14 protein-coding genes are annotated in these 25,204 nt (G+C 41.1%); 5 read left to right on the forward strand and 9 right to left on the reverse strand.

What is annotated here, in order from left to right:
• Nucleotides 1–3 precede the first annotated feature (3 nt).
• From BM073_RS05515 to BM073_RS05540, 6 genes are all read right to left on the reverse strand, one after another.
• Entirely contained in the window at nt 4–1,608 is a 1,605-nt protein-coding gene (locus tag BM073_RS05515; RefSeq protein WP_317042645.1) for an arylsulfatase, read from the reverse strand.
• The gene (locus BM073_RS05520; protein WP_091651586.1) at nt 1,524–2,060 is read right to left on the reverse strand and encodes an ATP/GTP-binding protein; all 537 of its coding nucleotides are present in this window, start codon (nt 2,058–2,060) and stop codon (nt 1,524–1,526) included. Before BM073_RS05520 ends, BM073_RS05515 begins: the two co-directional genes overlap by 85 nt.
• The gene (gene pnuC / locus BM073_RS05525) at nt 2,047–2,664 is read right to left on the reverse strand and encodes a nicotinamide riboside transporter PnuC (RefSeq protein ID WP_091651589.1); all 618 of its coding nucleotides are present in this window, start codon (nt 2,662–2,664) and stop codon (nt 2,047–2,049) included. Before pnuC ends, BM073_RS05520 begins: the two co-directional genes overlap by 14 nt.
• An 81-nt stretch (nt 2,665–2,745) precedes the next feature.
• Nucleotides 2,746–4,308, reverse strand: coding sequence for a hypothetical protein (locus BM073_RS05530; protein WP_139217447.1), 1,563 nt, complete (start codon nt 4,306–4,308; stop codon nt 2,746–2,748).
• Nucleotides 4,305–6,104, reverse strand: a complete 1,800-nt coding sequence (locus tag BM073_RS05535; RefSeq protein ID WP_091651593.1) for a hypothetical protein — start codon at nt 6,102–6,104, stop codon at nt 4,305–4,307. The genes BM073_RS05530 and BM073_RS05535 overlap by 4 nt, the downstream gene beginning before the upstream one ends.
• A 62-nt stretch (nt 6,105–6,166) precedes the next feature.
• Nucleotides 6,167–11,278, reverse strand: a complete 5,112-nt coding sequence (locus tag BM073_RS05540) for an adenylate/guanylate cyclase domain-containing protein (RefSeq protein ID WP_091651598.1) — start codon at nt 11,276–11,278, stop codon at nt 6,167–6,169.
• A 313-nt stretch (nt 11,279–11,591) separates the two neighbouring features.
• On the opposite strand from BM073_RS05540, the gene uvrA reads away from it, so the two are divergent.
• From uvrA to BM073_RS05560, 4 genes are all read left to right on the forward strand, one after another.
• Nucleotides 11,592–14,408, forward strand: coding sequence for an excinuclease ABC subunit UvrA (gene uvrA / locus BM073_RS05545; RefSeq protein WP_091651602.1), 2,817 nt, complete (start codon nt 11,592–11,594; stop codon nt 14,406–14,408).
• 354 nt (nt 14,409–14,762) lie between these two features.
• Nucleotides 14,763–17,294 carry a M14 family metallopeptidase gene (locus BM073_RS05550; protein WP_091652021.1) on the forward strand — a complete coding sequence of 844 codons (2,532 nt, stop codon included), beginning with the start codon at nt 14,763–14,765 and terminating at the stop codon, nt 17,292–17,294.
• A 162-nt stretch (nt 17,295–17,456) separates the two neighbouring features.
• Complete coding sequence (locus BM073_RS05555) at nt 17,457–18,647, forward strand: ATP-binding protein (protein ID WP_175557853.1); 1,191 nt, start codon at nt 17,457–17,459, stop codon at nt 18,645–18,647.
• A gap of 60 nt (nt 18,648–18,707) precedes the next feature.
• Nucleotides 18,708–20,366, forward strand: coding sequence for a carboxylesterase/lipase family protein (locus BM073_RS05560; protein WP_091651607.1), 1,659 nt, complete (start codon nt 18,708–18,710; stop codon nt 20,364–20,366).
• A gap of 1 nt (nt 20,367) precedes the next feature.
• Here BM073_RS05560 and BM073_RS05565 read toward each other — a convergent pair whose 3' ends face one another.
• The 3 genes from BM073_RS05565 to BM073_RS05575 all read right to left on the reverse strand — a co-directional run bounded on the left by BM073_RS05565 (nt 20,368) and on the right by BM073_RS05575 (nt 22,987).
• Nucleotides 20,368–20,961 carry a YceI family protein gene (locus BM073_RS05565; RefSeq protein ID WP_091651610.1) on the reverse strand — a complete coding sequence of 198 codons (594 nt, stop codon included), beginning with the start codon at nt 20,959–20,961 and terminating at the stop codon, nt 20,368–20,370.
• Between the two features lie 154 nt (nt 20,962–21,115).
• A complete protein-coding gene (locus BM073_RS05570; protein ID WP_091651612.1) occupies nt 21,116–22,387 on the reverse strand; it encodes a hypothetical protein in 1,272 nt (423 codons plus the stop codon).
• Between the two features lie 18 nt (nt 22,388–22,405).
• Entirely contained in the window at nt 22,406–22,987 is a 582-nt protein-coding gene (locus tag BM073_RS05575; protein WP_091651615.1) for a YceI family protein, read from the reverse strand.
• Between the two features lie 519 nt (nt 22,988–23,506).
• Here BM073_RS05575 and glgP point away from each other — a divergent pair.
• Complete coding sequence (gene glgP / locus BM073_RS05580; RefSeq protein WP_091651617.1) at nt 23,507–25,165, forward strand: alpha-glucan family phosphorylase; 1,659 nt, start codon at nt 23,507–23,509, stop codon at nt 25,163–25,165.
• Nucleotides 25,166–25,204 lie beyond the last annotated feature (39 nt).

Here is a 25,204-nt window from a genome sequence, read left to right on the forward strand (position 1 = left end):
TAATCAATCGCCTAATGCCTCTAATCGAAATCTTTCTATGGAAGAAGGGCTATGCTCCTTTTTCATGATTTCCTCCATTTTTGACACTATTTCGGGAAACTGACTTGCCAAGTCATGTAATTCTTTAGGGTCTGCTTCGAGATCAAACAACTCTGTTTGAATTTTGCCTTCCTTGAGATTTTGCCGAACAGCCTTCCACTTACCCATTCGGACTGCTTGCTGTCCACCATACTCAGGAAACTCCCAATAGAGGTATTTGTGTGGCTCCTGCCTCTTCCCCAAAAGGGTTGACAAAAAACTTTTCCCGTCAGTATCAACAGGTATTTTCGCTCCAATCAATTCACATATCGTTGGTAATAGATCATATAAAGCAGATACATGGTCCGTAACAGTACCCGATTTTATCTTACCCGGCCAGTTAACCAACATAGGAACTCGAATTCCTCCTTCGTAGACAAAGCCTTTTGTTCTACCATATCCATTAGAAAATGGATCAGAACTTTTAAAGTAATCAAAGTCTACTCCTCCTGTATAAGTCGGCCCATTATCGCTGGTTACAATAATTAAAGTGTTTTCTGAAAGCCCCAAATCTTCTAGTTTGGCACGGATCTCACCAACTTGTTTATCCAACAAAGATATCATAGCAGCATAAGTTGCACGCGGATACCTATTTGGAAAATAGCCTTTTGAGCCATCATAATATTGCTCATCTCCTATGACTTTCTGATAGTCTTCCATATTCTCAGAAGGTACTTGAAGAGGAAGATGGGGAAGAGGGGATGCGTAATACAGGAAAAAAGGTTGATCCTTATTATTTTCAATAAAGGCCAATGCCTTCTCATGCATTAGATCTGGAGCATAGTCTGTTTGTTGGAAGCGTTTATAAGACGAAGGGTCCATAGGATCAGCTAAAGAGTCTAGTTTAGTACTTGGTACTACAAGCTGGTTATTAAGGAGAATTTTGGTTTCATTCTCCCAAAGGTGTGGAGGGTATAAATTATGGGCTTGACGCTGACAGTTATATCCATAGAAGTAATCAAAACCCAAATTAGTAGGGATACCCTCACTCAATGGTGCTCCTAAACCCCATTTCCCCACAATTCCAGTTTGATAGCCATTTTGCTGGAGTATTTTAGCTATGGTCAAGGTTCCAGAGGGAAGTGGCCTTTGTCCCTCTAGATTGGGATCATTTGCAGCTTTGGCATAATCCCAAACTTCCCCTCTTTCTCTCCATTCATCATTTCCTCTAATGTATGCATGACCGCTGTGCAATCCCGTTAATAACATGCATCTTGCCGGTGCACATACGGGGGCAGCGGTATAAAAATTCGTAAAAATCTTTCCCTCTGCTGCCAATTGATCTATTTGGGGAGTCTGGATAATTTCTTGTCCATTATATCCAACCTCTCCATAACCCAAATCATCTGCTAAAATCAAAACTATGTTGGGCTTGGATAAATGAGTTTCTTTGGAATTACAAGCTAAGCTAAAGAGTACAATTAATATAAAAGAAAGCTTATTCATCATGAGTTTGAGTCTAAATAGGAATTGATTAGGAATATAGAATCCTCCAATCTCTTTTTTCTTTCTCCAGTTATTTTTGCCCATTCCACACCGCTTTCTATTGCCATTTTTTCATACCAATCCATGAAAAATTGCCTCATTTCCGGCTCTGGATGCTCTCTTTGAGGATCTGGTTCCCAAGGTAAGTCAATATCCGTCAATAGAATTAAATCGTAAGCTCTCCTTCCTATTTCCTGAGTCACCCAATCATGCACTTTACCAAATTTGTGCTGAGACCAAACATGAATCACCCTAAGATCAGTATCACAAAAAAGGAACTTCCGTGCCTGTTGAAATTTCTCATCTTCCAAAGCCATCTGACCTTTTGCGATTTTCAAAAGGTCGGAATAAGAATAATTACGGTCCAGCATTTCCAGGTATTCTCTAGCAAACTCCGGAACCCAAGGTTCATCGTAATGAACAGCCAAATCCGACGCTAAAGTACTTTTGCCCGTAGATTCAGGACCCAAAATCAAGATCCTTTTAGGATTTTGCATAATTTTTTGCAGATTTTATCCAGGCAAATAAGCCTATAAATGCCAGGACTGTGAAAAATAGAAATTGAAAAGAAGTTAAAATCAACCCTTTGTAAAAGTACAAAGGAACTGAGACTAAATCAGTAATTATCCAACAAATCCAATTCTCAACTTTCTTTTTTGCCATCAACCACATCCCCACAAAAGCAGAAGATGTGGTAAATGAATCCCAATATGGAACATCAGAATCTGTAAACTGAGTCAATACAAAGGAAAGTATTCCATAAGAAGCCAAAAATATAAAGCCGGAAATCATCCAACCTTTAGGCTTAAGCCAAGTGACGGGCACAACAGCTTGATTAGGTTTGGGATGCGTCCAAACATACCAGCCATAAATAGACATACTGAAATAATAGGCATTGATCCCCATATCTGCATAGAGCTTATATTGGAAACAAATCCATACATAAATCAGGGTAGAGATGATCCCAGTGGGATAAACCCAGATATGCTCGCGCATGGAGTAAAACACGGAAGCGATTCCAAAAAATACGGCTATAGCTTCGAGCCAAGTCATGGCGGCCAGCCCTTCAGCAAAGCCGTCTAGGAGAAATTGAAAATCCATGACCAAATATCAAACTTTTGCCCGAATTGTCAGGAAAAAAGCAGATTTGCTTGATCAGGATTTTCAATCAATCCAAAAAGTTTATCTCGGCCGCTCCGTCAAGGGAGGTCCGGTTCGTGCCTTGATCGCCAAAGCAGCAGGAATAGCAGCACTGGAGGAATTGGTCACATACACTGCAAAGAGCGAATTTGAAACGCTGGTTCCTTCATTTGGTACTAAGGGTAATGGCTGAGCAGCTTCTATTCCCCCGAAAATATACCCTACCAAAACTTTGTCATTGGCCGCTACTTTACTCAAATCAAGCACCCCATTTTCAAAAGCCAATCCCTGTCCGACCAATGCCCGATTGGGAATAAAATTGGTGCTGGAACCCAGTAATCTATTATTTGGAATGGGATTGGGTAAAATATATTCTTGGTACTGACCCGTAGCATTTCTTTGAAAAACAGAAATATCAGAGATAAACGGAAGACCGTCATTTCTTCCCTGGGCAGTTACTTTATCAAAAGCGGCTTTTTGGGATGGAGTCTGGTTATAGTAGAACAAACTGATACCCCCAAACATGGTATGATAGACTGAGGTGTCCTGTGAATTTGGGTTGTAAATCGTAATCACTGGGCATTCATATTGACTGAATTTCTGATGAACCGTAGAGTCCATAGACACATTGCTTGGACCTGAAATAAAGATAGGATAATCATAACCGCCAATAATTCCAGGTTTGAAAACGCCCCCGAGTGCTGTCATGATTTGAGCTCCACTTTTTGGATCTACACTTTCAATGATATTCCCATCCCTTCTATGAAATGGTTGATCCCAACCTGAATTGGTCTCTGCCCCATAGGCCGATATGGATAAATTTTGTGGGTTTAATCTGAAATTCCTGATTTGATTACTGTATTTCTGCTTAAAATCAGTCCCTCCAAATGCCCGATATTGTCCATCAAAGCGCTGGCCGAAAATTAACTGAAAAGTCTCTCCGGATTTGCTTAATACACCACCTGTGATAGCCAATCTATCGTCTTTACCGATTTTCATCAAGCCTTGGATATCCTGCGCAGAGGCACCGCCCTTTATCGCCTTGGTGATTGCTTCAAGTTGGAACTGGATGACAGACCCAAAAGTCACCATATCAGAGCTATCTGCTTTCCAACCATATCCGCCTACAACATACATGTAGTCTGTTTCCTTATCATGGTAAGTTTGTAGATTGGTGGCCTGCAATGGTGCGGAAAACTCAGCGCTAAGCTGTTTGACATTAAAGGACCACTGGTCTCCCGTGGAAGGATCGATTACAAAAAGGAAATTATTGGCACTATCCTTCACAAAGTTATGAGCCGGAAATGGGTCAAAAGTATGGAGGCCTTGCCTTCTGCCTCCCACCATAAAGATTTCCCCGGCCTGATTGACTGCACTACCAAATGATTGAAGTCTCGGCAAAGGAGCTTTTCCCGGGAAATTCTGTTCTTCAAATTCTATCGTATAAGGTAATGCCCCAGCTTGGGCATTGGGATCCATAGCTACTTCTGATATAAGCGAATTATTTTCAGCTTCATTTCCCTCTCCTTTGTCGGAGGAAGAGCAAGCCATCCAGACCGATGAAAAGAGCACGCTAAATATATATAGGACTAGTTTATTTTTCATGAGTTGGATGGATTAGGGTTACCGCTTTGCATGTTTTTGATAAAATTGAGAACCGTATCTCGCTTTTCTGGAGAAAGATCTCTGGTTACAGGCATATACCTGGGGTCAGTGACGTCTCGACTTAAAAAGAATGGAATTGCACCTTTTTTGATCCCATTTGGCAGGGGCGGTGCCTGGTAAAATCCAAAAGGAGGATTTAGAGAAAAGGTTTGAAAGGAATTGAAGTCACATAAATTGATTTTTTCAGTCATTCCTGGATATAGCTTTACATATCCGGCAAATATTTTTTGCACCTCTTCCCAAGTTGGGTTAGGGTTAACTGAATACTCAGACCATGCCAAACAAGAAATCATCGCATTCTGAGGAGTGGATAAAGGCACAGGTTTAGATGGGTCAAGAAGGTTGATAAAATAAAGTTGCCCATCCAATTGGGAAGTTCTGTAACCTGGATCTTTTAGTACAGTGACTGTTACGGTGGCAAATCCCTTATCATCTGTCGGAGTGATATTTGCTTCAATTGCCCCAAATGCCTGTGGGGTATTCCCTGGATTGGAAGGCGGCACCGTGGCACCTGGTGTATTCCCATGCACACTGATAATATCTACCTCCAGTTGTTTATTCGCCAAAGGTTTCCCTAGATTACTGACATATACTCGGGTGGTACTTTTATTTCCCGGAGTTCCCGAAATCCGCATTGGCCTTACTTCGACCTCAATATTGGTTTGAGAAATATCTTCTGCAAAGATTTGTTTTGCCCCAATATCCGTCCTCGAGGCCTCAAGGCTTAATGAAGAGGTCAAGGCCACCTGAAGTTGATTATCTGTCAAAGGGATCTCCACGATATGAGAATAGAGATTAAAGCAGAGTTCCGAATAATCCACATTTCCAAGTGATATGGGGTCTCCAACACTTGGGTTCAGATAGGCAGTGACATTCCCCAAGTCTACAGGAGGACCTCCAGCCCTTTTCCTGCAGATACCATTTGCCAAATCAATTATCAGAAGCTTTCTTTCTTCGTCCACTCTGAATGGGCAACAGTTAAACATCGGCCAATTCCAGGGTTGGCTTTTGTCTGTAGCTCTACCCAGAAGCATCCTCGCTCCGGGATTATAAAGTGGTTCATTTGGATATACAGGGCCTAAGGTGCCTGTAATTCTACCGGTTTGGTATTCGGCATCTTCAGGTACATTGCGATAGCCATCTACAACAAATCGGAAAGAAATAAGGTACTCGCCATTTTCTAATAGAGTTCGACTTTTTAAGGAGGCTAAAACAGCTGATTGATCATCACTTGGCCAGCTCGCCTGCGGAACTCGGATGATGGTTTGGAAAACGCCACAGGCATTCATATCCCCACCAAAACTATCCATCATATAATCGGAATCCTCCCAACTTCTTGTGGCTAGTACGGCCACCCACCACAATTGATTCAATACTGCTGGATCCACTGTTCCTGTGAGATTTACTCCATTTGGAAAGGGAATATTGATTTGCATCCCAAATATGGTGGGAACGCCCTGTTGGTATACATCGATATCTGCAATCTTAGCTGCAGAAGGTTTGTCAGTTGTCTCAAATGGCAAATTAACCAGAGGATCTGAAACCTCTCCTTTTTCTCCGATCGTGGAGACGATTTGACAGTTTTGAAGAATGAATCGGTGAAGTCCATTTGGGCTTTGCCAAGGAGAAGGAGTATCATTATCTTCCTCATAGTGAGTAGGATCATTGTTGACAGTCGATGGGTCAGTAAAGTATCGACCAGTAAAATTAATCCTGGGATAGGACAGGTAACTCATACGTGTTAAGGTTTAAAATGAACAAAATATTAACTAAAAGACCCACCAAAAAACGCAATGGATCAAACTATGGAATCAACAAAATACATTTCTACAAAGCCCTTATTTTTGACTTCGATTTTCCCTCTGGGAGTACAGTTAAAAGAATTCTTAACTAGCTCGTAGGTATCTCCACTGATATTGACCTTTCCAGGCTCTCCGGAAGTTTCCATTCTGGAAGCCACATTGACAGTATCCCCCCAGATGTCATAGGCGAATTTTTTCAGCCCAACTATCCCTGCAATCACCGGCCCAGTATGAATACCGATTCTCATTCCTATGCTAGGTTTCCCGTCAGATCGATTTTTTTCAGCATGTTTTAGGATAAAATCATTGATCTCAAAGGCGGCCAATACAATTTTCTTAGGATCAAACTGCCTAGACATATTTAGTCCACTGGCGCACATATAGCTATCACCAACAGTTTTGATTTTTTCTATCCCGTATTTTTCTACAATTCGGTCAAACTCACTGTAAAAATAATTCAGCTCTGACACCAATTCTTCAGCAGAGAGCGTCTCGCAAATTCTTGAAAAGTTGACGATATCGGTAAACATCACGCTTACTTGATCAAAATTCCTAGCCTTTGATTTACCATTGTTTTTGAGCTCACTGGCTATCTCAGGTGGTAGAATATTGAGTAAAAGCTCATCTGACTTTTCCTTTTCCTCATTCAACTGTTTGGTTCTCAGCTGCACTTTTTCCTCCATGTTTTGGTAGAGCAGTGCATTTTCCAATGAAATTGCCATTTGGCTAGAAAGCAAATTGATGAGATTGAGCCGCTCCTCGGTAAATGCCCCGTCGATCAGGTTATTTTCCAAATATATGATCCCAGTCAGTTCCCCTTGTTTCAAAAGCGGCAAAACCAGCAAGGACTTCAACTTTTCTTTGGCCACATAAGGATCTCCCCCAAATCGAGAGTCTGAAAAAGCCTGATCAAGGATGATACTTTCCTTGCTTTTGGCAACCTGATAAACCACTTCTTTGGCTATTTCTTCATACTCTTTTAGTGAAAGATTTTCAAAGAGATTTGGGTTTGGATACTTGGTGCAAGCCTCAGACTGAACCATCAGATCATGCTCATTTTTCACTATCAAAACCATCCGCTGGGCACCGGCGTTTTCAATAATGATCTTCATCAAAGTGGTCAGAAGATCCTTTAGTTTGATTTCCTTGGAAATAGCTTCTGCAGACTTCATCACTGATTTCAGATCCAAATCCTGATTGGAATATTGGCGATCCTTCCCTTTCTCCTGAGAAATAGAAGCAAAGCGAAATTCCAAATTTGAAAATTTTGTAGAGCTCTTTTTGGATTTCATCAATTCTGCGATTCCATTCGCTCCCAAATACTCATAGAGATAAGCTGCGTCACTGAGGTGAATGGCTGCAAGTTTTTTCTTCTCTGTGGCTAAGTGCAATTCAAACAGCCGTCGATTCACCAAGGCTTGAATTTGGAGGTATTCAAATTTTTCGGCCTCCTCCAATGCTTTGTAATATTCCTGTTCGGCTTGGTCCACCCCTCCTTTTATTAGAGCAAGCTCTCCTGCCAGCAGATGGTATTTATGGCTAAAATTCGAAGGACAATGTTCAGTATACTTCTTGAATTTGCTCACAATGGACGACAACTCCCGTATTTTTTTGATTCGATCTAATCCAGAAAATTGAGGCAGTAATACTGAAATAATCAGCCCCTTATAAAAAAAGTGCTCTGCTGTGTGAAGCATCCCAGGTGAATCCTTGAGATAAACATCTGACTGAAGAGCTATCTCATAGGCCTTTTCATAAGATTCCCATAAATACAGAGATTGCATTTTGTTGATAAAATAAAAATGGGCAAAATGACGGGAATTGAAGCCTTCGAGTCGAAGCACGTAATCCTCCTCCTGGAATTGATCATCATCGTAAGAATCTATTCCACTCGTTTGTCCTTTCAGATTTTTGATGGTCTGAACAATCGCCATAATCGTCAATACACCCTCCTCAATCTGGTATCTCCTCAAAAAATCCAAGTGTGCCTGACAAGCCTCCAAAACCGCATCGAAGCGAACACCGCGCATCAGGTAACTTTGAGAAATCCCGCAACTGGCACAACTGGCGTGAAATAAATCTCCCACTTCCAAACCAGCCTCATAAGCTTGCTGCCAATATTCCTCCATTTCCTTGGCAGGTTTACGCCAAGGAATGGCAAAGTATCCGGTGACAAAATAGGCCTCCGCTCTTGCTCCAAGATTTTGGTACTTATCGATCAGTGCCAAAGTGAGCTGACCAATTTGATAACCAGTCGTTCTCAATCCCAAAATCCCACTGTGAAACACAGGTCCAAAACCTAAAAACCCGATAAAACCTCCATCGGTATTTCCATGCTTCAAGCACAAATTCACCATGATGGCGCAAACAAGGACACAAAGCTCAGGTTTGATTTGAAAAGCAGACTGTCCTGCTGCTGCCATTAGGAGGATCGCAATTTTTAGTTTTTCATCTTCCATTTCAGGTAGATTGATAACCTCATCTAGAGGCTTATTACCAATCAAAACCTTGTATTTCACGAACTCTATAGCGAGACTCGGAGGAGAAAAAGATCCAGGAATAGAGACACCCAACTCTGCGGTAACTTCTTTACAGGCAGCATAAGCAGCATGAAAATCGCGGATATTGTTATAGAATTGGATTTTTCGAATAGTCACCTTCGCTTTGTCCACCAAGTCACTGCTATGCTTTAGCGCCTCATCAAAAAATTCAACCACCCCTTGAGGGTTCCCCGCCAAGTATTCAGACTCAGCCCGCTGCAGGTTCAAATCCCGTAAAGTCTCCTGAGAAAGTTGCAAATTTTTGGTCTCCACCAGATTCATGGCCTGCTGAATATAACCTAGTCCTGATTCGTATGCGTTTGCTTGTTTGGCACGGATACTGGCTGCGATATTGAGTTTGACCAAATCATGTAATAAGGCTTCGTCTTTAATCAGTTTTTCAGCAAAATTAAAGTGATCCGTAATGGTGTAGATCATGTCTGAATGGGCGACATTTTCTATTTTAGACCGGATACTTTTAGCAATATTGAGTCGGATTTTTTGCTTTTCACTGGAAGACATTAAAGCGAGGGCTGCTTGCTGGATCTTGTCATGCTGGAAGCCGTAATCATCTTCCCCGGAGCGCTCTTTCGAGTTGAGGTTTTCAATGATACAGAGCTTCTCGGCAAGTTTTAGCTGCATATCCAATTCTTCCTCCGATATATCGATCAGTCCACTTAAAATTTCGATGGAAAAAGTATTTCCGATACAAGAGGCATATTTCAAAGTGGTCTGAACTTCCTGAGGCAATCTCAAAAACAACTCAGCCATCAGATCGACCACATTATCGCTGATTTTGACCCGGAAAGCTTTTTCAGAATTGTAGGTCCACTCTTTATTATTTTGAGATAGAAAAATAACTCCCCCTTCGTATAGCGTCAAAAGCGATTGCCGGATAAAAAAGGGATTTCCGAGTGTTTTCCTGAAGACAATTTTCGCCAAATCCTCACTTTTCTGTTTTGAAATAGAAAGGGAATCCGCGATGATTTCTTCAACAGAGCTTTGATCTAAAGGCTGCAAATCAATATGACAAATCGGTACTTGATCAGTTCGAAGACGCTCCACCATCATCATCATCGGATGAGAAGGAGAAACCTCGTTCTCTCTATAAGCACAGATAATCATCAAGTGCCTCAAACTGGGATCCAATAGAGTGGACTCTACCCACCGACGCGTGGTGCTATCCAGCCATTGCAAATCATCTAAGAAAATACACAAAGGATGGTCCTCACTGGCAAATGAGCGAATGAAGCTATTGAAAACCTGATCAAATCGGTTTTTAGACTCATTCATGGGAAGTGCGGGAAGCGAAGGCTGAGGTCCTATCAGTTCCTCCAGTTCCGGCATCATTTCCAGAATCAATTGTCCAGAATTACCCACTGCTTTTAGAATATTCCGCTTCCAGTATTTCTGCTGCTCTTCTCCTCTCAAAAGGATCTGCCCCACCAAATCGTGTAGGGCTGTCAACAAAGAACTTAAAGGTGGGTTTTTCTTGTATTGCTCAAACTTACCAGAGATAAAAAACCCTCCACCGACATCAATTATTTTCTGGAATTCTTTAACAAAACTCGATTTCCCGACTCCTGAATATCCACTAACCAAAGCCAATTCTGCCCGTTGGGTTTTCATGGTTTCAAAAGCCTCATTCAGCTTTTTCAAATCTTCTTCTCTTCCATAGATTTTGGAAGATATTTGAAATTGATCCAGATGATCCTGAGTCCCAAGCTCAAAATCAGTGATTTCATTGATATCAAGCAAACGATCCAGGCATTGCTGTAAATCATGCAAAAGTCCAGCACTGCTTTGGTAACGATCGCTAGTGTTTTTCTTTAGGAGTTTGAGAACAATATTTCCGATCACCTCTGGAATGGAAGACCTGATTTTTTGAGGTGGTTCTGGCACCATCGCCAAATGCGCATGCATCAGTTCCATTGGATCCGTGAAAGGAAACAAGGTCTGCCCAGTGAGCATTTCATACAATACAGCCCCAACCGAATATAGATCTGTCCGGTGATCAATGGGTCGGTTCATCCTACCCGTTTGTTCCGGGGAAACATAGTGCAAACCCAGCTCTATAGCTTCGCTTACATTGGAATAATTAAGATCTCTTCCTCGCTCTATCGCATAATCAAAGCCCCATATTTTCACATCTCCACTTCGATCCACCAGGATATTGGAAGGATTGATGTTTTTATGGATGATATTTTTGCTATGCAAATAATGAACAGCCCGGGTGATTCCCATGGCTATTTTCAAAAAAACAATTAAATCCGGACGACCCTTTTTAAGGTATTCTGCTAAAGTTTCGCCTGAAACATCTTCATTGACTAGAATGGGTAGATTCTCCAAATGTTCTATCCCGATTTGCTGTACGATATTGGGATGAGAAAGCTTTGATAATATGGAATATTCCTGCTTCAGATGATTCAAATCTCTGAATGTCGGATAGGCCGAGCGAAAAGTTTGAATAGTCACATGAGCAGAATCAGCCAAGCGATTCGCTTTGTAGACAATATATCTTGAGTTTTCCCTGACTTTATCTAAAATAGTGTATTGAAAATCAGCCATTAAAAAAATTGAATATCACTTATTGAGTTTTGAATATGGAAAAAAAAGATACGATAAATTCGTTACCAAACCTTCTAATAGTACAAAAAAAATCAAATTAGTTAAAATTTGATCGCGAAATTTCATGTGGAATAAAATGAAAAAAAACTTAGAAGTTATTTGGACCACTCAAATGATAAGAAATAATTGACTTGCTTTTATTTAAAAATCGCAATCCAAACCTCTTTGCCTTAATCCTTGTTATCTTTTTTCATTATCCCCAATCTTCTTTCTTTCTGAGGTCTTTTTGGGTTTGATTTGTAACTTGCCGACTATGACTTTGAGCACTACTCTTGAGCAAAAAAATATCGATTCGCTCGATCCCAAAGAATATATTATTATCAAAAATGCAAGGGTTAACAACCTAAAAAATCTGAGCGTTGCCATACCCAGAAATAAATTTGTCGTGGTTACCGGCCTTTCAGGTTCCGGCAAATCCTCACTCGCCTTTGACACTCTTTTTGCCGAAGGTCAGCGTATGTATGTGGAGAGCTTGAGCTCGTATGCCCGGCAGTTTTTGGGACGGATGGAAAAACCGGAAGTAGAATACATAAAAGGCGTAGCTCCGGCCATTGCAATACAGCAAAAAGTAAGCACCAAAAACCCTCGCTCCACAGTAGGGACAACCACTGAAATCTACGATTACCTTAAATTATTATTTGCGCGCGTTGGGAAGACTTTCTCCCCGATCTCTGGAAAGGAAGTAAAACATCATACTGTCACTGATATTGTAGATTACATTTTATCCTTCGATGAGGGAGAGAAAGTGATGATCTCTTGCCCTCTTCAAGTAGCAAGAGGCAGAAAGGTTGAGCAGGAGTTGGAGCTTTTGTTACAAAAAGGCTATACCCGAATTCTGATTGACGGTGAAGCCTATTTTGTAGAAGAACTTTTAGAAGAAAAGAAAGTACCCAAAGGCGATTATGAAATTCTGATAGATCGTGCAGCTGTACGAAAGGATGACGAAGACAACCAGTTCAGAATTGCAGACTCCATCCAGACCGCACTTTTCGAAGGCCATGGCGACTGTAAAATCACTATCCCTGGCAAAGAAACCAAAGCATTTTCAGACCGCTTCGAATTGGACGGAATGAGCTTCGAATTGCCTTCTGTAAACTTTTTCTCATTCAACAATCCTTACGGAGCCTGTAAACGCTGCGAAGGATTCGGAAATGTATTAGGGATAGATCCGGACCTTGTAATTCCGGATAAAACCATGTCTGTCTACGAAGGAGCTATTGCTCCATGGAGAGGAGAATCTTCCCGCTCATGGTTGGAACCACTCTTGAAAAAAGGAATTGAGTTTGATTTTCCCATCCATAGAGCCTATGAGGACTTGACAGAAAAAGAGCAGGCTTTACTATGGACTGGAAATAAGTATTTCAAAGGTTTAGACGCATTTTTCAAAGACTTAGAAACCAAAACTCATAAGATCCAATATAGGGTGATGCTTTCCAGGTTCAGGGGAAGAACTACCTGTCCTGAATGCCGTGGCACTAGGCTTCGCAAAGATGCATCCTATGTGAAAATCAATGAAAAATCCATCACCGATTTGGTATTAATGCCAATTGACGAGGCTTTAGGATTTTTCAATCAATTGGAATTAGCTCCACATGAAGCGAAGGTTGCCAATAGACTTCTAAAAGAAATCGTCAGCCGCTTGGAGTTTATGGATCAGGTAGGTTTAGGCTATTTGACTTTGAACCGACTTACCTCCACACTATCAGGAGGGGAATACCAAAGGATTAAGCTGGCCACATCACTTGGATCGGCCTTGGTAGGTTCTATGTATATTTTGGATGAGCCTAGTATTGGACTTCATCCCCGAGACACAGACAGATTAGTAGGAGTTTTGAAGTCTCTCCGGGATATGGGGAATACGGTAATCGTGGTCGAGCATGAAGACAAAGTGATGAAAGCCGCGGATCAAATCATAGATATTGGCCCGGATGCAGGAGTGAATGGAGGTGAATTATTGTTTCAAGGTCCAATTGCAGAATTAATCTCTTCGGGTCAAACACATACGGCCCGATACCTGAGAGGAGAAGAAAAAATCTTCCAGAAAAATGGAAACCGGAAGTGGAAGGATTCCATCACAGTAATAGGTGCCAGAGAAAATAACCTGAAAAACCTGACGGTAAAGTTTCCACTGAATACCCTGACAGTAGTCACGGGAGTTTCCGGCTCTGGAAAATCTACTCTGATCAAAAAGGTATTGTATCCTGCTCTAGGAAAAATGCTGGGTACAGTCATAGATGAAAGCGGGAAGTATGACAAGATTGAAGGTGATTTCAAGAAAATCACCCAAATCGAGTTTGTGGATCAAAATCCGATAGGGAAATCCTCCCGCTCCAACCCAGTGACCTATGTCAAGGCCTATGATGCCATCCGAACCTTATTTTCGGAACAGCCTGTGTCCAAGCAGCGAGGCTACAAACCGGCATTTTTCTCTTTCAATGTGGACGGAGGAAGATGTGAAAACTGTGCCGGTGAAGGGGTCACTACAGTAGAGATGCAGTTTATGGCGGACATCCATCTTACTTGCGAATCCTGTAAAGGCAAGCGTTTCAAAAATGAGATTCTCGACGTCAAATACAAAGACAAGGATATTTCAGAAGTCTTGGATATGACCATTGATGAGGCTTTGGAATTCTTCAAAGGAAAAACCCAGATCATCAATCGACTACAGCCTCTGCAAGAAGTGGGGTTGGGCTACATCGGGATGGGCCAAAGCTCCAATACCTTGTCTGGAGGAGAAGCCCAGCGGGTGAAACTAGCCTCATTCTTGGGCAAAGGCGGGACCAAGTCAGGAGATCATGTGCTGTTCATTTTCGACGAACCCACAACCGGGCTTCATTTCCACGACATCAGCAAGCTCTTGCACTCTATTAATGCCTTAATCGATCAGGGTCACTCTGTAATCATCATTGAGCATAATACCGAGGTCATTCGTTCTGCCGATTGGGTGATCGATTTGGGACCTGAGGGAGGAAACAAAGGTGGGCATTTGACTTTTGCGGGAACTCCGGAGGATTTAGCTAAAGAAGATGAAAATTACACGGCGATGTATTTGAGGGAAGGGTTCGCTTAAACCTTTGAGATTTTAAAAACCTCGAAGGTTTCCTATCCTCGCATAATAATTTGGGATCTTAGCTCAGTTAGTTTATAGCGATCCTTTGACAGAGCAAAGGTCATGGGTTCGTCCTCGATAGCTATCGGAACCCTTAGATCCCACTCACAAAGCACAATGTCGATTCGATAATGTGCTTTTTTTATTTCTTTATGAAGGCATTTTACCATGAAAATCGAAAGTATAATTTACGATTTTCATGGTACTTGACTATTTGGTATACTTTTCCAAATAGCTTTTTTTACGCTTTTCCATTGCTGGTTTTATCTCTTTGGCTTTAAGCCTTAAATTCGGCATTCAATGAAATTATCTCTTATGCAAAAACGACTACTCTTCACCCTTTTCAGCTTGGTTTGCTGGACTTTCGCGCAAGCGCAAATCCCAACACCTGAGCAGTTTCTAGGCTACAAGCCCGGTGACCGATTCACTCCCCATCACCGCATGGTGGACTACTTCGAACACGTTGCCGCTAATAATCCCAATGTCAAACTCATCCAATATGGAGAAACCAATGAAAAGCGTCCGCTGATCATGGCTATCCTTTCCAGCCCTGAAAACATGGCTAACCTGGAGCAAATCCGTATAGACAACCTCAAAAGAGCAGGTTTGATAGAAGGAACTCCCTCTACAGCTATCCCAATAAATTGGATGTCTTTCAATGTGCATGGAAATGAATCTGTAGGAATGGAAGCGGCAATTTCAGCTTTTCATACACTCGCTAATCCTACTAATGCAAAATCCCAGGAATGGCTGAAAAATCAGGTTATCATCATTGATCCGGCTATTAATCCCGATGGTCGAGATCGCTATGCGATGTGGTACAACCAAAAAATGAATACCATACTGCAGCCAGATTTACAATCCGTGGAGCACAACGAGCCTTGGCCGGGAGGAAGAGCAAATCATTATCTTTTTGACCTCAACAGAGACTGGGCATGGCAGGTGCAGGTTGAATCTCAGGCAAGACTGAAAATGTATCAGCAGTGGATGCCACATTTGCATTTGGACTTTCATGAGCAAGGCATCAATAATCCTTTCTACATGGCTCCTGCGGCTGAACCGTTGCATGAGCAATTGACTGCTTGGCAACATGAGTTCCAGGATATTTTCGGAAGAAATACTGCCAAGTATTTCGATGATATGGGTAGATTTTATTTTACCAAAGAGCGATTTGATTTACTCTATCCATCTTATGGTGATTCTTACCCGATGTTTAACGGAGCAATAGGAATGACCATAGAGCAAGGTGGAGGAGGTCAGGCTGGCCGAGGCGGTTTCAATGCCGTAGGAGATACAGTAACGCTGAGTTACAGAATCGAAGGACATTATACCGCTGCAATGTCAGCCGCTGAAGTAACCAGCCAGAATGCTTCAAAACTTCTGGAGCAGTTTGCCAAGTTTTACAAAGAGAACTCTACTAATCCAAAGGGTAAATACAAAAGCTTTGTTATCAAAGGAGAAAGCAACCCTGCACAAATTGCCAAGTTATTGGAGCTATTGGATAAAAATGGAATCCAGTATGGAAAGGCAGGAAGTAAATCAGGTTTGAGAGGTTTCGAATATCAAAGCGGAAAAAGTGCAGCTTTCAGCACCTCTGACAAAGACATTGTCATCTCGGCCTATCAACCTAAATCAGTTTTGGCACAGGTATTTTTCGAGCCAAATCCTCAACTGAATGATAGCATAACTTACGATATTACCTCATGGGCTTTACCATATGCCTATAATTTGAAAGCCTACGCTTTAGAAAGCAGACTTGACCCGGCCGGTGCTTATGAGAAAGTAAGTTTTGCAGAAAATGTCCCAGGTAAAACGCCAGTAGCTTATATCGCTAAATGGGAAGGAACAAGAGATGCCGCTTTTCTTGCAGCACTTTTAAGAGAAGGCATACGAGTAAAATATCCTGAATTCCCTTTCAAAACAGAAGGAAAAAGCTTCCCAGCCGGCACTCTGCTAATCACCAAAGGAGGTAATGAATATGTCGCTGATTTTGATAAAAAAGTTACGGGAATTGCCAATCAATTTGGTATCTCCCTTGAAACAACCATGACTGGTTACATGGAAGAAGGCAAGGACTTTGGTTCACCTAATATCCGGATTATCCAGGCCCCAAAAGTTGCATTGGTGGGAGGAGCTGGGACTTCTTCTCTGAACTACGGTGAGCTTTGGCATTTCTTCGAAAAGGACTTGAACTATCCACTTTCAAACTTGGAATTGGACAACATGGCCAGATATGACCTAAGCAAATACAATGTAATCATTCTCCCATCCATGTGGGGCGGAGGACTGAATAAAGCAGCTCAGGATAAAGTCATGGAGTGGGTTCGCGCAGGTGGAAAAGTTATTGCCATAGAGGGTGCAGTAAATCTTTTTGCAAACAAAGAAGGTTTTTCTCTGAAAACTTTCGATAGCGATGAGGAGAAAAAAGCTGCCGAAAAAACAGCTGACACCCTGGCTAGAAAAGAACGATTAGAGCCTTATCAGGAGGGAGAACGTTTGGCAATCTCAGGCGGAGCTGCTGGAGCAATTTACCAAGTTGATATGGATGTAACGCATCCTCTAGGATTTGGTACGCAGGGTAAATTTTACGCATTGAAAAACAACTCCAATAAGTTTGCCTACTTACTAGACGGAGTAAATGCAGGAAAAATCAGCTCCAATGATTCCTACAGAACAGGCTACATAGGCTATAAAATCAAATCCACAATGGGAGGATCCTTAGCTATCGGTTCGGAAAGGCAAGGTCGTGGAGAGATTGTTTACTTCGTGGATAATCCTATTTTCCGTGGTTTCTGGGAATCCGGAAAATTAGTATTGAGCAATGCAATTTTCTTGGTTGGACAGTAGGGAAAGGATGAAATATAAATTCTGAAGGCTGAAATCAATAGCTGAAAGCCGACTCCTGAAAATGGGGTCGGCTTTTTTACTCAGGAGCGGAGAAGTGAAAAAAGCATTTTTACACATTTGATTGTGCATTTTTTTGTATTTTTGCACAAATGAATGTGCAAAATGGATGAATTACTTGAAATATCCCATTCACTAATCAATAATACAAGCCTTGAATTTGAACGATATTTAAAAGACCAGATTGCTTGGGATGAAAAACTGATTGGTATCAAAGGGGCTAGAGGAACAGGAAAAACTACTTTAATTCTCCAATACCTTAAAAAGAAAAAAAGCGAAGGACTGCTCGTTGCTTATTTTTCATTGGACGAATTGTATTTTTTGGAAAATAACCTTCTTCAAACTGCAAAGACTTTTTACCAAACAGGTGGTAAAGTATTGGCATTGGATGAAGTTCATAAATATCCAAGTTGGTCTCGAGAGCTTAAAAATTTACATGATCGCTACCCAGACCTTCAGATTATTTTTTCTGGATCTTCGATTATTGATATCAGCAAACAGGAAGGGGATATTAGCAGGCGAGCGATCATGTATGAGCTACATGGACTTTCCTTTCGTGAATACTTGAAAATTAAACAAAAGCTAGCTCTTCCTCTCCTCAAAATGGATCAAATACTTTTCCCAGAAGGAGATATTAGACAGCTATTTCCCGACGATTTCAAACCTCTCTCCTATTTTAATGATTATTTGACTACTGGCTATTTCCCTTTTTCAGGAGAAAATAAGGAGCTTTATTATCAGAAATTGAGGCAAATGATCAGAACAATTGTGGAATATGACATGGCAGAAATAAAAGGCTTTGACATCAGAAACGGTAAAAAATTGCTTCAACTGCTTTATATTATTTCACAACAGGTACCCTTCAAACCTAACTTAAGTTCGCTTGCCGAGAAGACCGCCATACATCGAAATTCACTTTCACTATATCTTAGCTATTTAGCAGAAGCACGCCTAATTGATCTCCAATATCCCGCAGGAATCAGTATATCAACGCTTCAGAAGCCTGAAAAAATTTTTTTAAACAACACCAACTATCTCTATGCCTTGGCTGAAATTAAACCTGAAAAAGGGACAGTTAGGGAAATATTTTTTCAAAGTCAGGTAAAAGTAAATCATCGATTAAATTATTCACCTTCAGTTGATTTTTTGGTAAATCAAGAATATCATTTTGAAGTCGGTGGAAAAAGTAAAACTCGAAATCAACTGCTCAGTGATAAACATTTTCTGGTAAAAGACGATTTGGAATTCCCGGCAGGAAAAAGTCTACCTCTCTGGATTTTTGGCTTTATGTATTGATTTTCAATTTCTTTTTCTATTTTGTCATAATGAAACAATAAACCATAAATTCCCTTACCTATGAAAACCAACAGAAGAGATTTTTTTAAGAAAGTTGGCGCCGGAACACTCGCTGCTTCCATCCCATTCGCTTCACAAGCACATGCACTTTCTTCCGCCCCGAAAGCGGCTTCGGATGATCAGTTTCTCCAAATTGGAGATAATATAGCAATCGCCAATACCGACTCAGGAAAAGTACGAGGCTATATCCTGAAGGGAGTATTTACCTACTTGGGGATACCCTATGGAGCAGACACTGCTGGAAAAAACCGATTTATGGCTCCCAAAAAACCTGAGCCCTGGACTGATGTCAAACCTACTATTTGGTGGGGAAACACCGCTCCTCAGATTATGGATAATCGCTATGCAAATGTCCACTACTCTTTTGCGGATCATTGGAACTATGACGATGTCAGCGAAGACTGTTTGCGCCTAAATGTATGGTCCAATGGAATCGCTGATGGGAAAAAGCGCCCAGTGATGGTTTGGCTTCACGGAGGTGGATTTACCAATGGAAATGGAATTGAGCAGGATGGCTACCATGGGGAAAATTTCGCCAAAAACGGAGATATCGTCTTCGTATCTATTAATCACCGGTTGGGACCAATTGGGTTCACAGATTTATCCAGTGTAGGAGGCGATAAATATAAAGACTCAGGAAATGTTGGCATGTTGGATATCATTGCGGCTTTGAACTGGGTAAAAACAAATATTTCCAATTTTGGTGGGGACCCTGGAAATGTCACCATCATGGGGCAATCCGGAGGAGGTGCGAAAGTAACCTGCACCATGGCCATGCCAGCTTCCGAAGGTATGGTACATAAAGGCGTTGCGCTCAGTGGCAGCATGCTTCAAGCTAATGACAAAGAATATGCGCAGACTTTGGGTCGCTATGTCATGGAGGAGGCAAAACTAACGCCTGCTACGCTGGATCAAATTCAGGAAATCTCGTGGAGAGAATATTTAGATATCGCAAATCGTGCTTTAGTTCGAATGCGGAAAGATAACCCTCAGCCCGGCTTCCGAGGCGGCTTTGGTCCTGTTGCTGACGGAGTGCATATTCCGAAAGGTGAGTTCTTTTCAGAAACTTCAGGCCATGCAGCCAACATGCCTTTGATGGTTTGTACCACATTCCATGAATGGAACCCAACCCGAACCAATGCCGAACTGGAAAAAATAGATAAAGCCGGGGTAGTGGAGCAGCTAAAAGGTAGATTTGGTGAACAATCTGATGCTATTTATGCTGCTTATGCAAAGGATTTTCCAAATGCATCTCCGGCAGATCTTTGGGCCATGATCCTATCCAACCGTCAGGGTGCTATCAACACTTCTACTGCGAAATCCTCCCAATCTGCGCCTGTCTATTTAGCCTGGTTTGGCTGGGAACCCAATCTTTATGATGGACGCATGAAGGCATTTCACTGCATAGATATCTGTTTCTGGTATCAGAATACCGACCGCATGTACACGCATACTGGAGGAGGAGCCAGACCAAGAGCCTTGTCTGATAAGATGTCTTCTGCTTTGCTAGCCTTTATGAAAACAGGGAACCCAAATGGAGGAGGCCTTCCAAATTGGCCGGCATATCAGGTTGCAAATGGAGAAACCATGATTCTTGATGATACCTGTCAAGTGAAAAATAAGCCGGATGCCAATGGATTAGCAGCTTTTATGGCCTAATTTAAATTTGCTCCAATACCAACCCGAACTGGACTTGGATTTCGTTCTGAACCTTCACAGTACCAAAAAACTTAACAGGCGGATTAATTGAGAAGTCTGAAAAAGTAACTGTTTGCTTTCCGCTGAGTGTGGTTTTTCCGTTTTGCTTGATTTGTAATTGACAGGAAATCGGAAATCTTCTACACACACCTGCAAGAGTAATTTCAACATTCCCTTTGAGACTTTCAGAGGGGGTGTTGGGATTAGTTCGAACAAGATCTAAAAACCTTACTCTTATTTCAGGATGTTCTTCTGCTCTGACAGTTTCATGAAAATCTTTGGTCATCAACTTGTTGTAGCAATTGAAATTGGTTGAATTCAACACAATTTCTCCAGACCAGTGAGCAATGTGCTTTTCGGGAGAAAGCGTTTCAATTAATATATCATTCCCCTGATAACCTAAAGCTGCACATTCGAATTGATTGACATTGGTTTTACCTAAAATTTCAACCACACTTTCCTTAGATACCTTCCAATGTGTGATATCTTCTTTTTCTTTTAGGCTGAAACCAAAAGAAATGAATAAAATAAGAAGGGAAGTGAATATCTTTTTCATCTGTTTACAATTTGTTTTTTAAAGGTCAGATGGAATCTCGCGTACTTGAAAGTCATACCAGTGTGTGAGGGCTCCGACTTGCTCAATTTCATAGCTGTAAAACTTTAAAATCGGCCCCGTTTCCAGGGCCGATTGGGGTGGTTTAGTTTCTGGATTAGAAACTAATAGCAGCTTCCAAGTTCACACCTTTGAAGCGACCTTCAAAGTATTTGCTATCCGGAGCAAAACCGTCCTTATACTCTTGATTTACATATTCTAATTTTAGAAGCACATTCTTAGTCATAAACCAACCTCCACCTAAATTCAATCTAGTAATCTTGGTATCAGGAGCAGTGCTATTTGCATTACCATTCACTGAGTTCCATCTGAGCCCAAGGTAAAACTGCTCAGTGGTTCCAAATCTGTAGAGTGTTTCTGCAGCTACTTGAGTGAATTGACCATCTCCTTGGTCTGGAGAGTTGTTAACCACTTCATAGATCCCGAAGAATTCCAAGCCTCTATACTTGATGAAAGGGTTGAACTGCATTGCGGTCATTTGCTTGAATCTTGGATTAAATCTTCCCTCGAAATCACTTGCATTTCCCTCTAAAGCCTGCATAACTCCGTAGTATCTAGAACCGGCTCTGTCCCCACCGTACAGCCAAGTACCTGTGGTAGTACCATTATTCAAGTACCAAGAACCTGTTAATCTTAGTCGTAAATCATCACTCAATTGCTTATCAAAACCCAATTTTCCGTAGAAAGAAGCCTTATTGTCAGAGTTATCATTGACAATCACATTTTGATTGAGTTTACCATTGGTAAGACCAATGACTCCGATAAACCCATTATTTTGAATGGTTATTTCTCCGAAAGCCTCAGTGGAAAATGAGTCCATTATATAGTTTCCGATGAAAGGATTGTAAATCACTCGGGCATTATCAGATCTTCTAAAGTGAGCATCCCCATAGTTGAACTCATCCAGACCAACAGTTATGGTTGCGACACTCATAAAACCTTCCATAAAACCAGGTCTGATGAAATCCAATTTATCGATTTGAAGATGACCACCTTTTACCCAAGCTTCGTTATGGTGCTTAGAAGAAAGATAGGTTCTCAAATGTAATCTCATACCATCAGCTAATTGGGTGTTGATGTTTAGGTTGGCAGAAGGAAGGTTGAAATTAGAACCCAATTCCACCAAATTATTGAGATTGTTGTAGTTATTAATGGTCTGAAATTGGAGTGCAAAATCACCTCCAACGAAAACTCTTACCTTATCAAAGGTACCTTTCGCTTCTTTTGGAGTTTCAAATACATTTAGACCTTCTTTATCATTGGATCTAAAATATTGTAACTCGGTTTTTTCTTGTGCATTTGTTGCCAAAGGGCTCAGCGCCATGAGAACTATCGCCAATGTGCCAAACCAGGTTAAGTGCTTTTTCATAATCAATTGAGATAAGGGTTAATTTTTTTGTTCGTAAATCGCTTTGTAAGAAATCTGTAAATCGTTACCGGTTTTGATGGTGTTGAATACAGCAGTCGGTGGACTAAGTTTGAATTGAGTAAAGGTGATCGGAAGATTACCGGAGAAAAGGACAGAATTTCCATTTACCTGGTAATTGACCTTCATTTTTACAGTCTGACTAACTCCTGCTATACTGAGTTTTCCGGTGGCCATCAGGTAGTTGCTCTGAATTTCGTCCAGACTGATTAATTGAAAATCAACTGACTGAAACTGCTCTGCTTTAAGAGCTTCATAAGCATTTTTATCCATAGAGCTCTTTCCGCTTTTCAGGGATTTCACAGGAACTTTTATCGTCAAACTTTGAATTCCTTCCAGCTTTCCACTCAATAGGTTTATGGATGCCTGGCCTTGTAAAGGACCTTCGGTTACCATATCCCAATCATGAATTGTAGAAGTGCCGGAAACTTTTACCTCTGCTGAATTTTTGATTGTAAACAACTGTTGCTGAGCGTATCCAACTTGTATTTGGAGTACTCCCACGATCAGCGTCAACAGTATGTATTTTGTAAGCCTTTCCATCGCATTAAAGGGTTAGTGAACTTGTTTGTTGATCCAAAAGTAGGTTCAGCGATTGGATTAAAACTTGACGAGAATTGGCTAAAAAGATGACTTTTATCAGCTTTTAAAGAATCTATAATAAAATAGCTAAGTTATTCTTTATACTGTTTGAGATATATTTTGTGTCTATAACGGTATTTTATTTTAAAAAAATCAGCAGGACAGTATTTTTATCTTACTTCAACGATTTCTCCTCTTAATAATTTCGTGAACTCAGCTAAAAGTTTTTGGCTTTAGAATGATGAAAATAATATCGGCTTTCAATTAAGAGCAAACCAACTTCTCGGTTAAAATCAAGGAAATGATCAGAGAATCTTGCTTTACATAACAACTAGGCCCATGATAATCCACTTGATTTTTTAATATCACCTTCAAGCTCGATTTCAACCGGTTGCATTAAATTTTCCTGATACATTCCTCAAAATTCTGCTTAAAAGCGATTTCTTTTCCCATAAATTAGGCGCTCTTATTCAGACAACTATGACAGATTTTAAAAACTATAAAGTACCCTATTCGATATCCTCAGATTATTCTGAAAAAGTGGCCTATTTCTCCATGGAATTTGCCATTCACCAACCTTTAAAAATCTATTCAGGTGGCTTGGGATTCCTTTCAGGCTCACATCTCAGAAGTGCCTATGAACTGGGGCAAAACTTAATCGGGATCGGAATCCTTTGGAAATACGGCTATTACGATCAGACGAGGCATCATGACCAAACACTTAAGCCGGAGTGGTACGAGAAGACCTACAGCTTCTTGGAGGATACAGGGATCAAGTTTCAGGTAACGGTTCATGATGTGCCAGTTTGGGTCAAGGCTTTCTACTTGGCTCCGGATACTTTCAAGTCTGCCCCATTATTTCTTTTGAGCACAGATCTTCCTGAAAATGACTATCTCAGTCAGACCATCACTCATAAATTATATGACTCCGACACGGCTGCCAAGATTGCGCAGTGTTTGCTATTAGGTATAGGCGGAGCCAAATTGTTGGATATTCTCAATTTCAATCCGGATGTATACCATTTGAATGAAGCCCACGGGGTAAGTGCAGTTTTTCATCTTATGAGAAAATTTGGCAGCAAAAAGGAAGTTCAAAAACGTCTGGTCTTCACCACACATACCCCAGAGGAGGCCGGAAATGAAAAACACGATATTCATCTACTGAATAAAATGAGCTTTTTCAACGGATACTCTGTGGATGAAGTGAAAAAGCTGACCGGGATGGAAGGTGATGTTTTCAATCACTCCTTGGCAGCGCTTCGATTCGCCAGAAAAGCCAATGGAGTCTCCGAACTCCATGGAAAAGTCAGTAGGCAAATGTGGAAATCCTACAAAAACATTCCGGAAATCACCCACATCACCAATTCCCAAAACTTCAAATACTGGGCGGATAAGCAACTCTATCATTACATGGAGCAGGATGATGTGGCTCTTTTTGAAGACAGAAAACAGTTTTTGAAGAAAAGAGCATTCGATATCGTAGCGGATCAGACGGGTAAACTCATGAACCCGAAAGTACTGACTATCGTTTGGGCCAGAAGATTTGCAAGCTATAAGAGAGCCGAATTGATCACCAGAGATATCCGCCGATTTGATGCATTGATGCGCAATTCGAAATATCCAATTCAGATAATCTGGGCAGGTAAACCTTATCCATTAGATTACAATGCCATTTCTGTCTTCAACCAACTGGTTCATTTGAGCAAGCAATATTCTAATATGGCGGTGTGCACAGGCTATGAGTTGACTCTGAGCAAGCGTCTCAAGCAGGCATCTGATATTTGGCTGAACAATCCACGAGTGCCGAGAGAAGCTTCCGGCACTTCCGGAATGACCGCATCCATGAATGGAGGGGTAAATCTTTCCACTTTTGACGGATGGATATGTGAATTTGCAGAGCATGGAAAAAACAGCTTCATCGTTCCTCCATCTAACTATGCATCCATGCATGTGGAAGAACAAGACGAATACGATTTGAATAAGCTCTATGAGGTGCTGGAAAAAGAAATTCTTCCGCTTTATTACGATAATCCAGAAGGCTGGAGAGCTTTAGTTCAAAAAGGCATGAAAGATGTCATCGGCTTTTTTGAAAGTAATAGAATGGCGAAAGAATACTATGATTTAATGTACAAATCCTGATTCAAAAGATATTTAGACCATTCTGTAAAGCTCAAATCG

It is taken from the genome of Algoriphagus ornithinivorans (genome assembly GCF_900115305.1).
Classification (GTDB): domain Bacteria; phylum Bacteroidota; class Bacteroidia; order Cytophagales; family Cyclobacteriaceae; genus Algoriphagus; species Algoriphagus ornithinivorans.

Coding starts and splice junctions, on each gene's coding strand:
- BM073_RS05515 (WP_317042645.1), bottom strand. CDS start 1,608: ATGGGCAAAAATAACTGGAGAAAGAAAAAAGAGATTGGAGGATTCTAT.
- BM073_RS05520 (WP_091651586.1), bottom strand. CDS start 2,060: ATGCAAAATCCTAAAAGGATCTTGATTTTGGGTCCTGAATCTACGGGC.
- pnuC (WP_091651589.1), bottom strand. CDS start 2,664: ATGGATTTTCAATTTCTCCTAGACGGCTTTGCTGAAGGGCTGGCCGCC.
- BM073_RS05530 (WP_139217447.1), bottom strand. CDS start 4,308: ATGAAAAATAAACTAGTCCTATATATATTTAGCGTGCTCTTTTCATCG.
- BM073_RS05535 (WP_091651593.1), bottom strand. CDS start 6,104: ATGAGTTACCTGTCCTATCCCAGGATTAATTTTACTGGTCGATACTTT.
- BM073_RS05540 (WP_091651598.1), bottom strand. CDS start 11,278: ATGGCTGATTTTCAATACACTATTTTAGATAAAGTCAGGGAAAACTCA.
- uvrA (WP_091651602.1), top strand. CDS start 11,592: ATGACTTTGAGCACTACTCTTGAGCAAAAAAATATCGATTCGCTCGAT.
- BM073_RS05550 (WP_091652021.1), top strand. CDS start 14,763: ATGCAAAAACGACTACTCTTCACCCTTTTCAGCTTGGTTTGCTGGACT.
- BM073_RS05555 (WP_175557853.1), top strand. CDS start 17,457: ATGGATGAATTACTTGAAATATCCCATTCACTAATCAATAATACAAGC.
- BM073_RS05560 (WP_091651607.1), top strand. CDS start 18,708: ATGAAAACCAACAGAAGAGATTTTTTTAAGAAAGTTGGCGCCGGAACA.
- BM073_RS05565 (WP_091651610.1), bottom strand. CDS start 20,961: ATGAAAAAGATATTCACTTCCCTTCTTATTTTATTCATTTCTTTTGGT.
- BM073_RS05570 (WP_091651612.1), bottom strand. CDS start 22,387: ATGAAAAAGCACTTAACCTGGTTTGGCACATTGGCGATAGTTCTCATG.
- BM073_RS05575 (WP_091651615.1), bottom strand. CDS start 22,987: ATGGAAAGGCTTACAAAATACATACTGTTGACGCTGATCGTGGGAGTA.
- glgP (WP_091651617.1), top strand. CDS start 23,507: ATGACAGATTTTAAAAACTATAAAGTACCCTATTCGATATCCTCAGAT.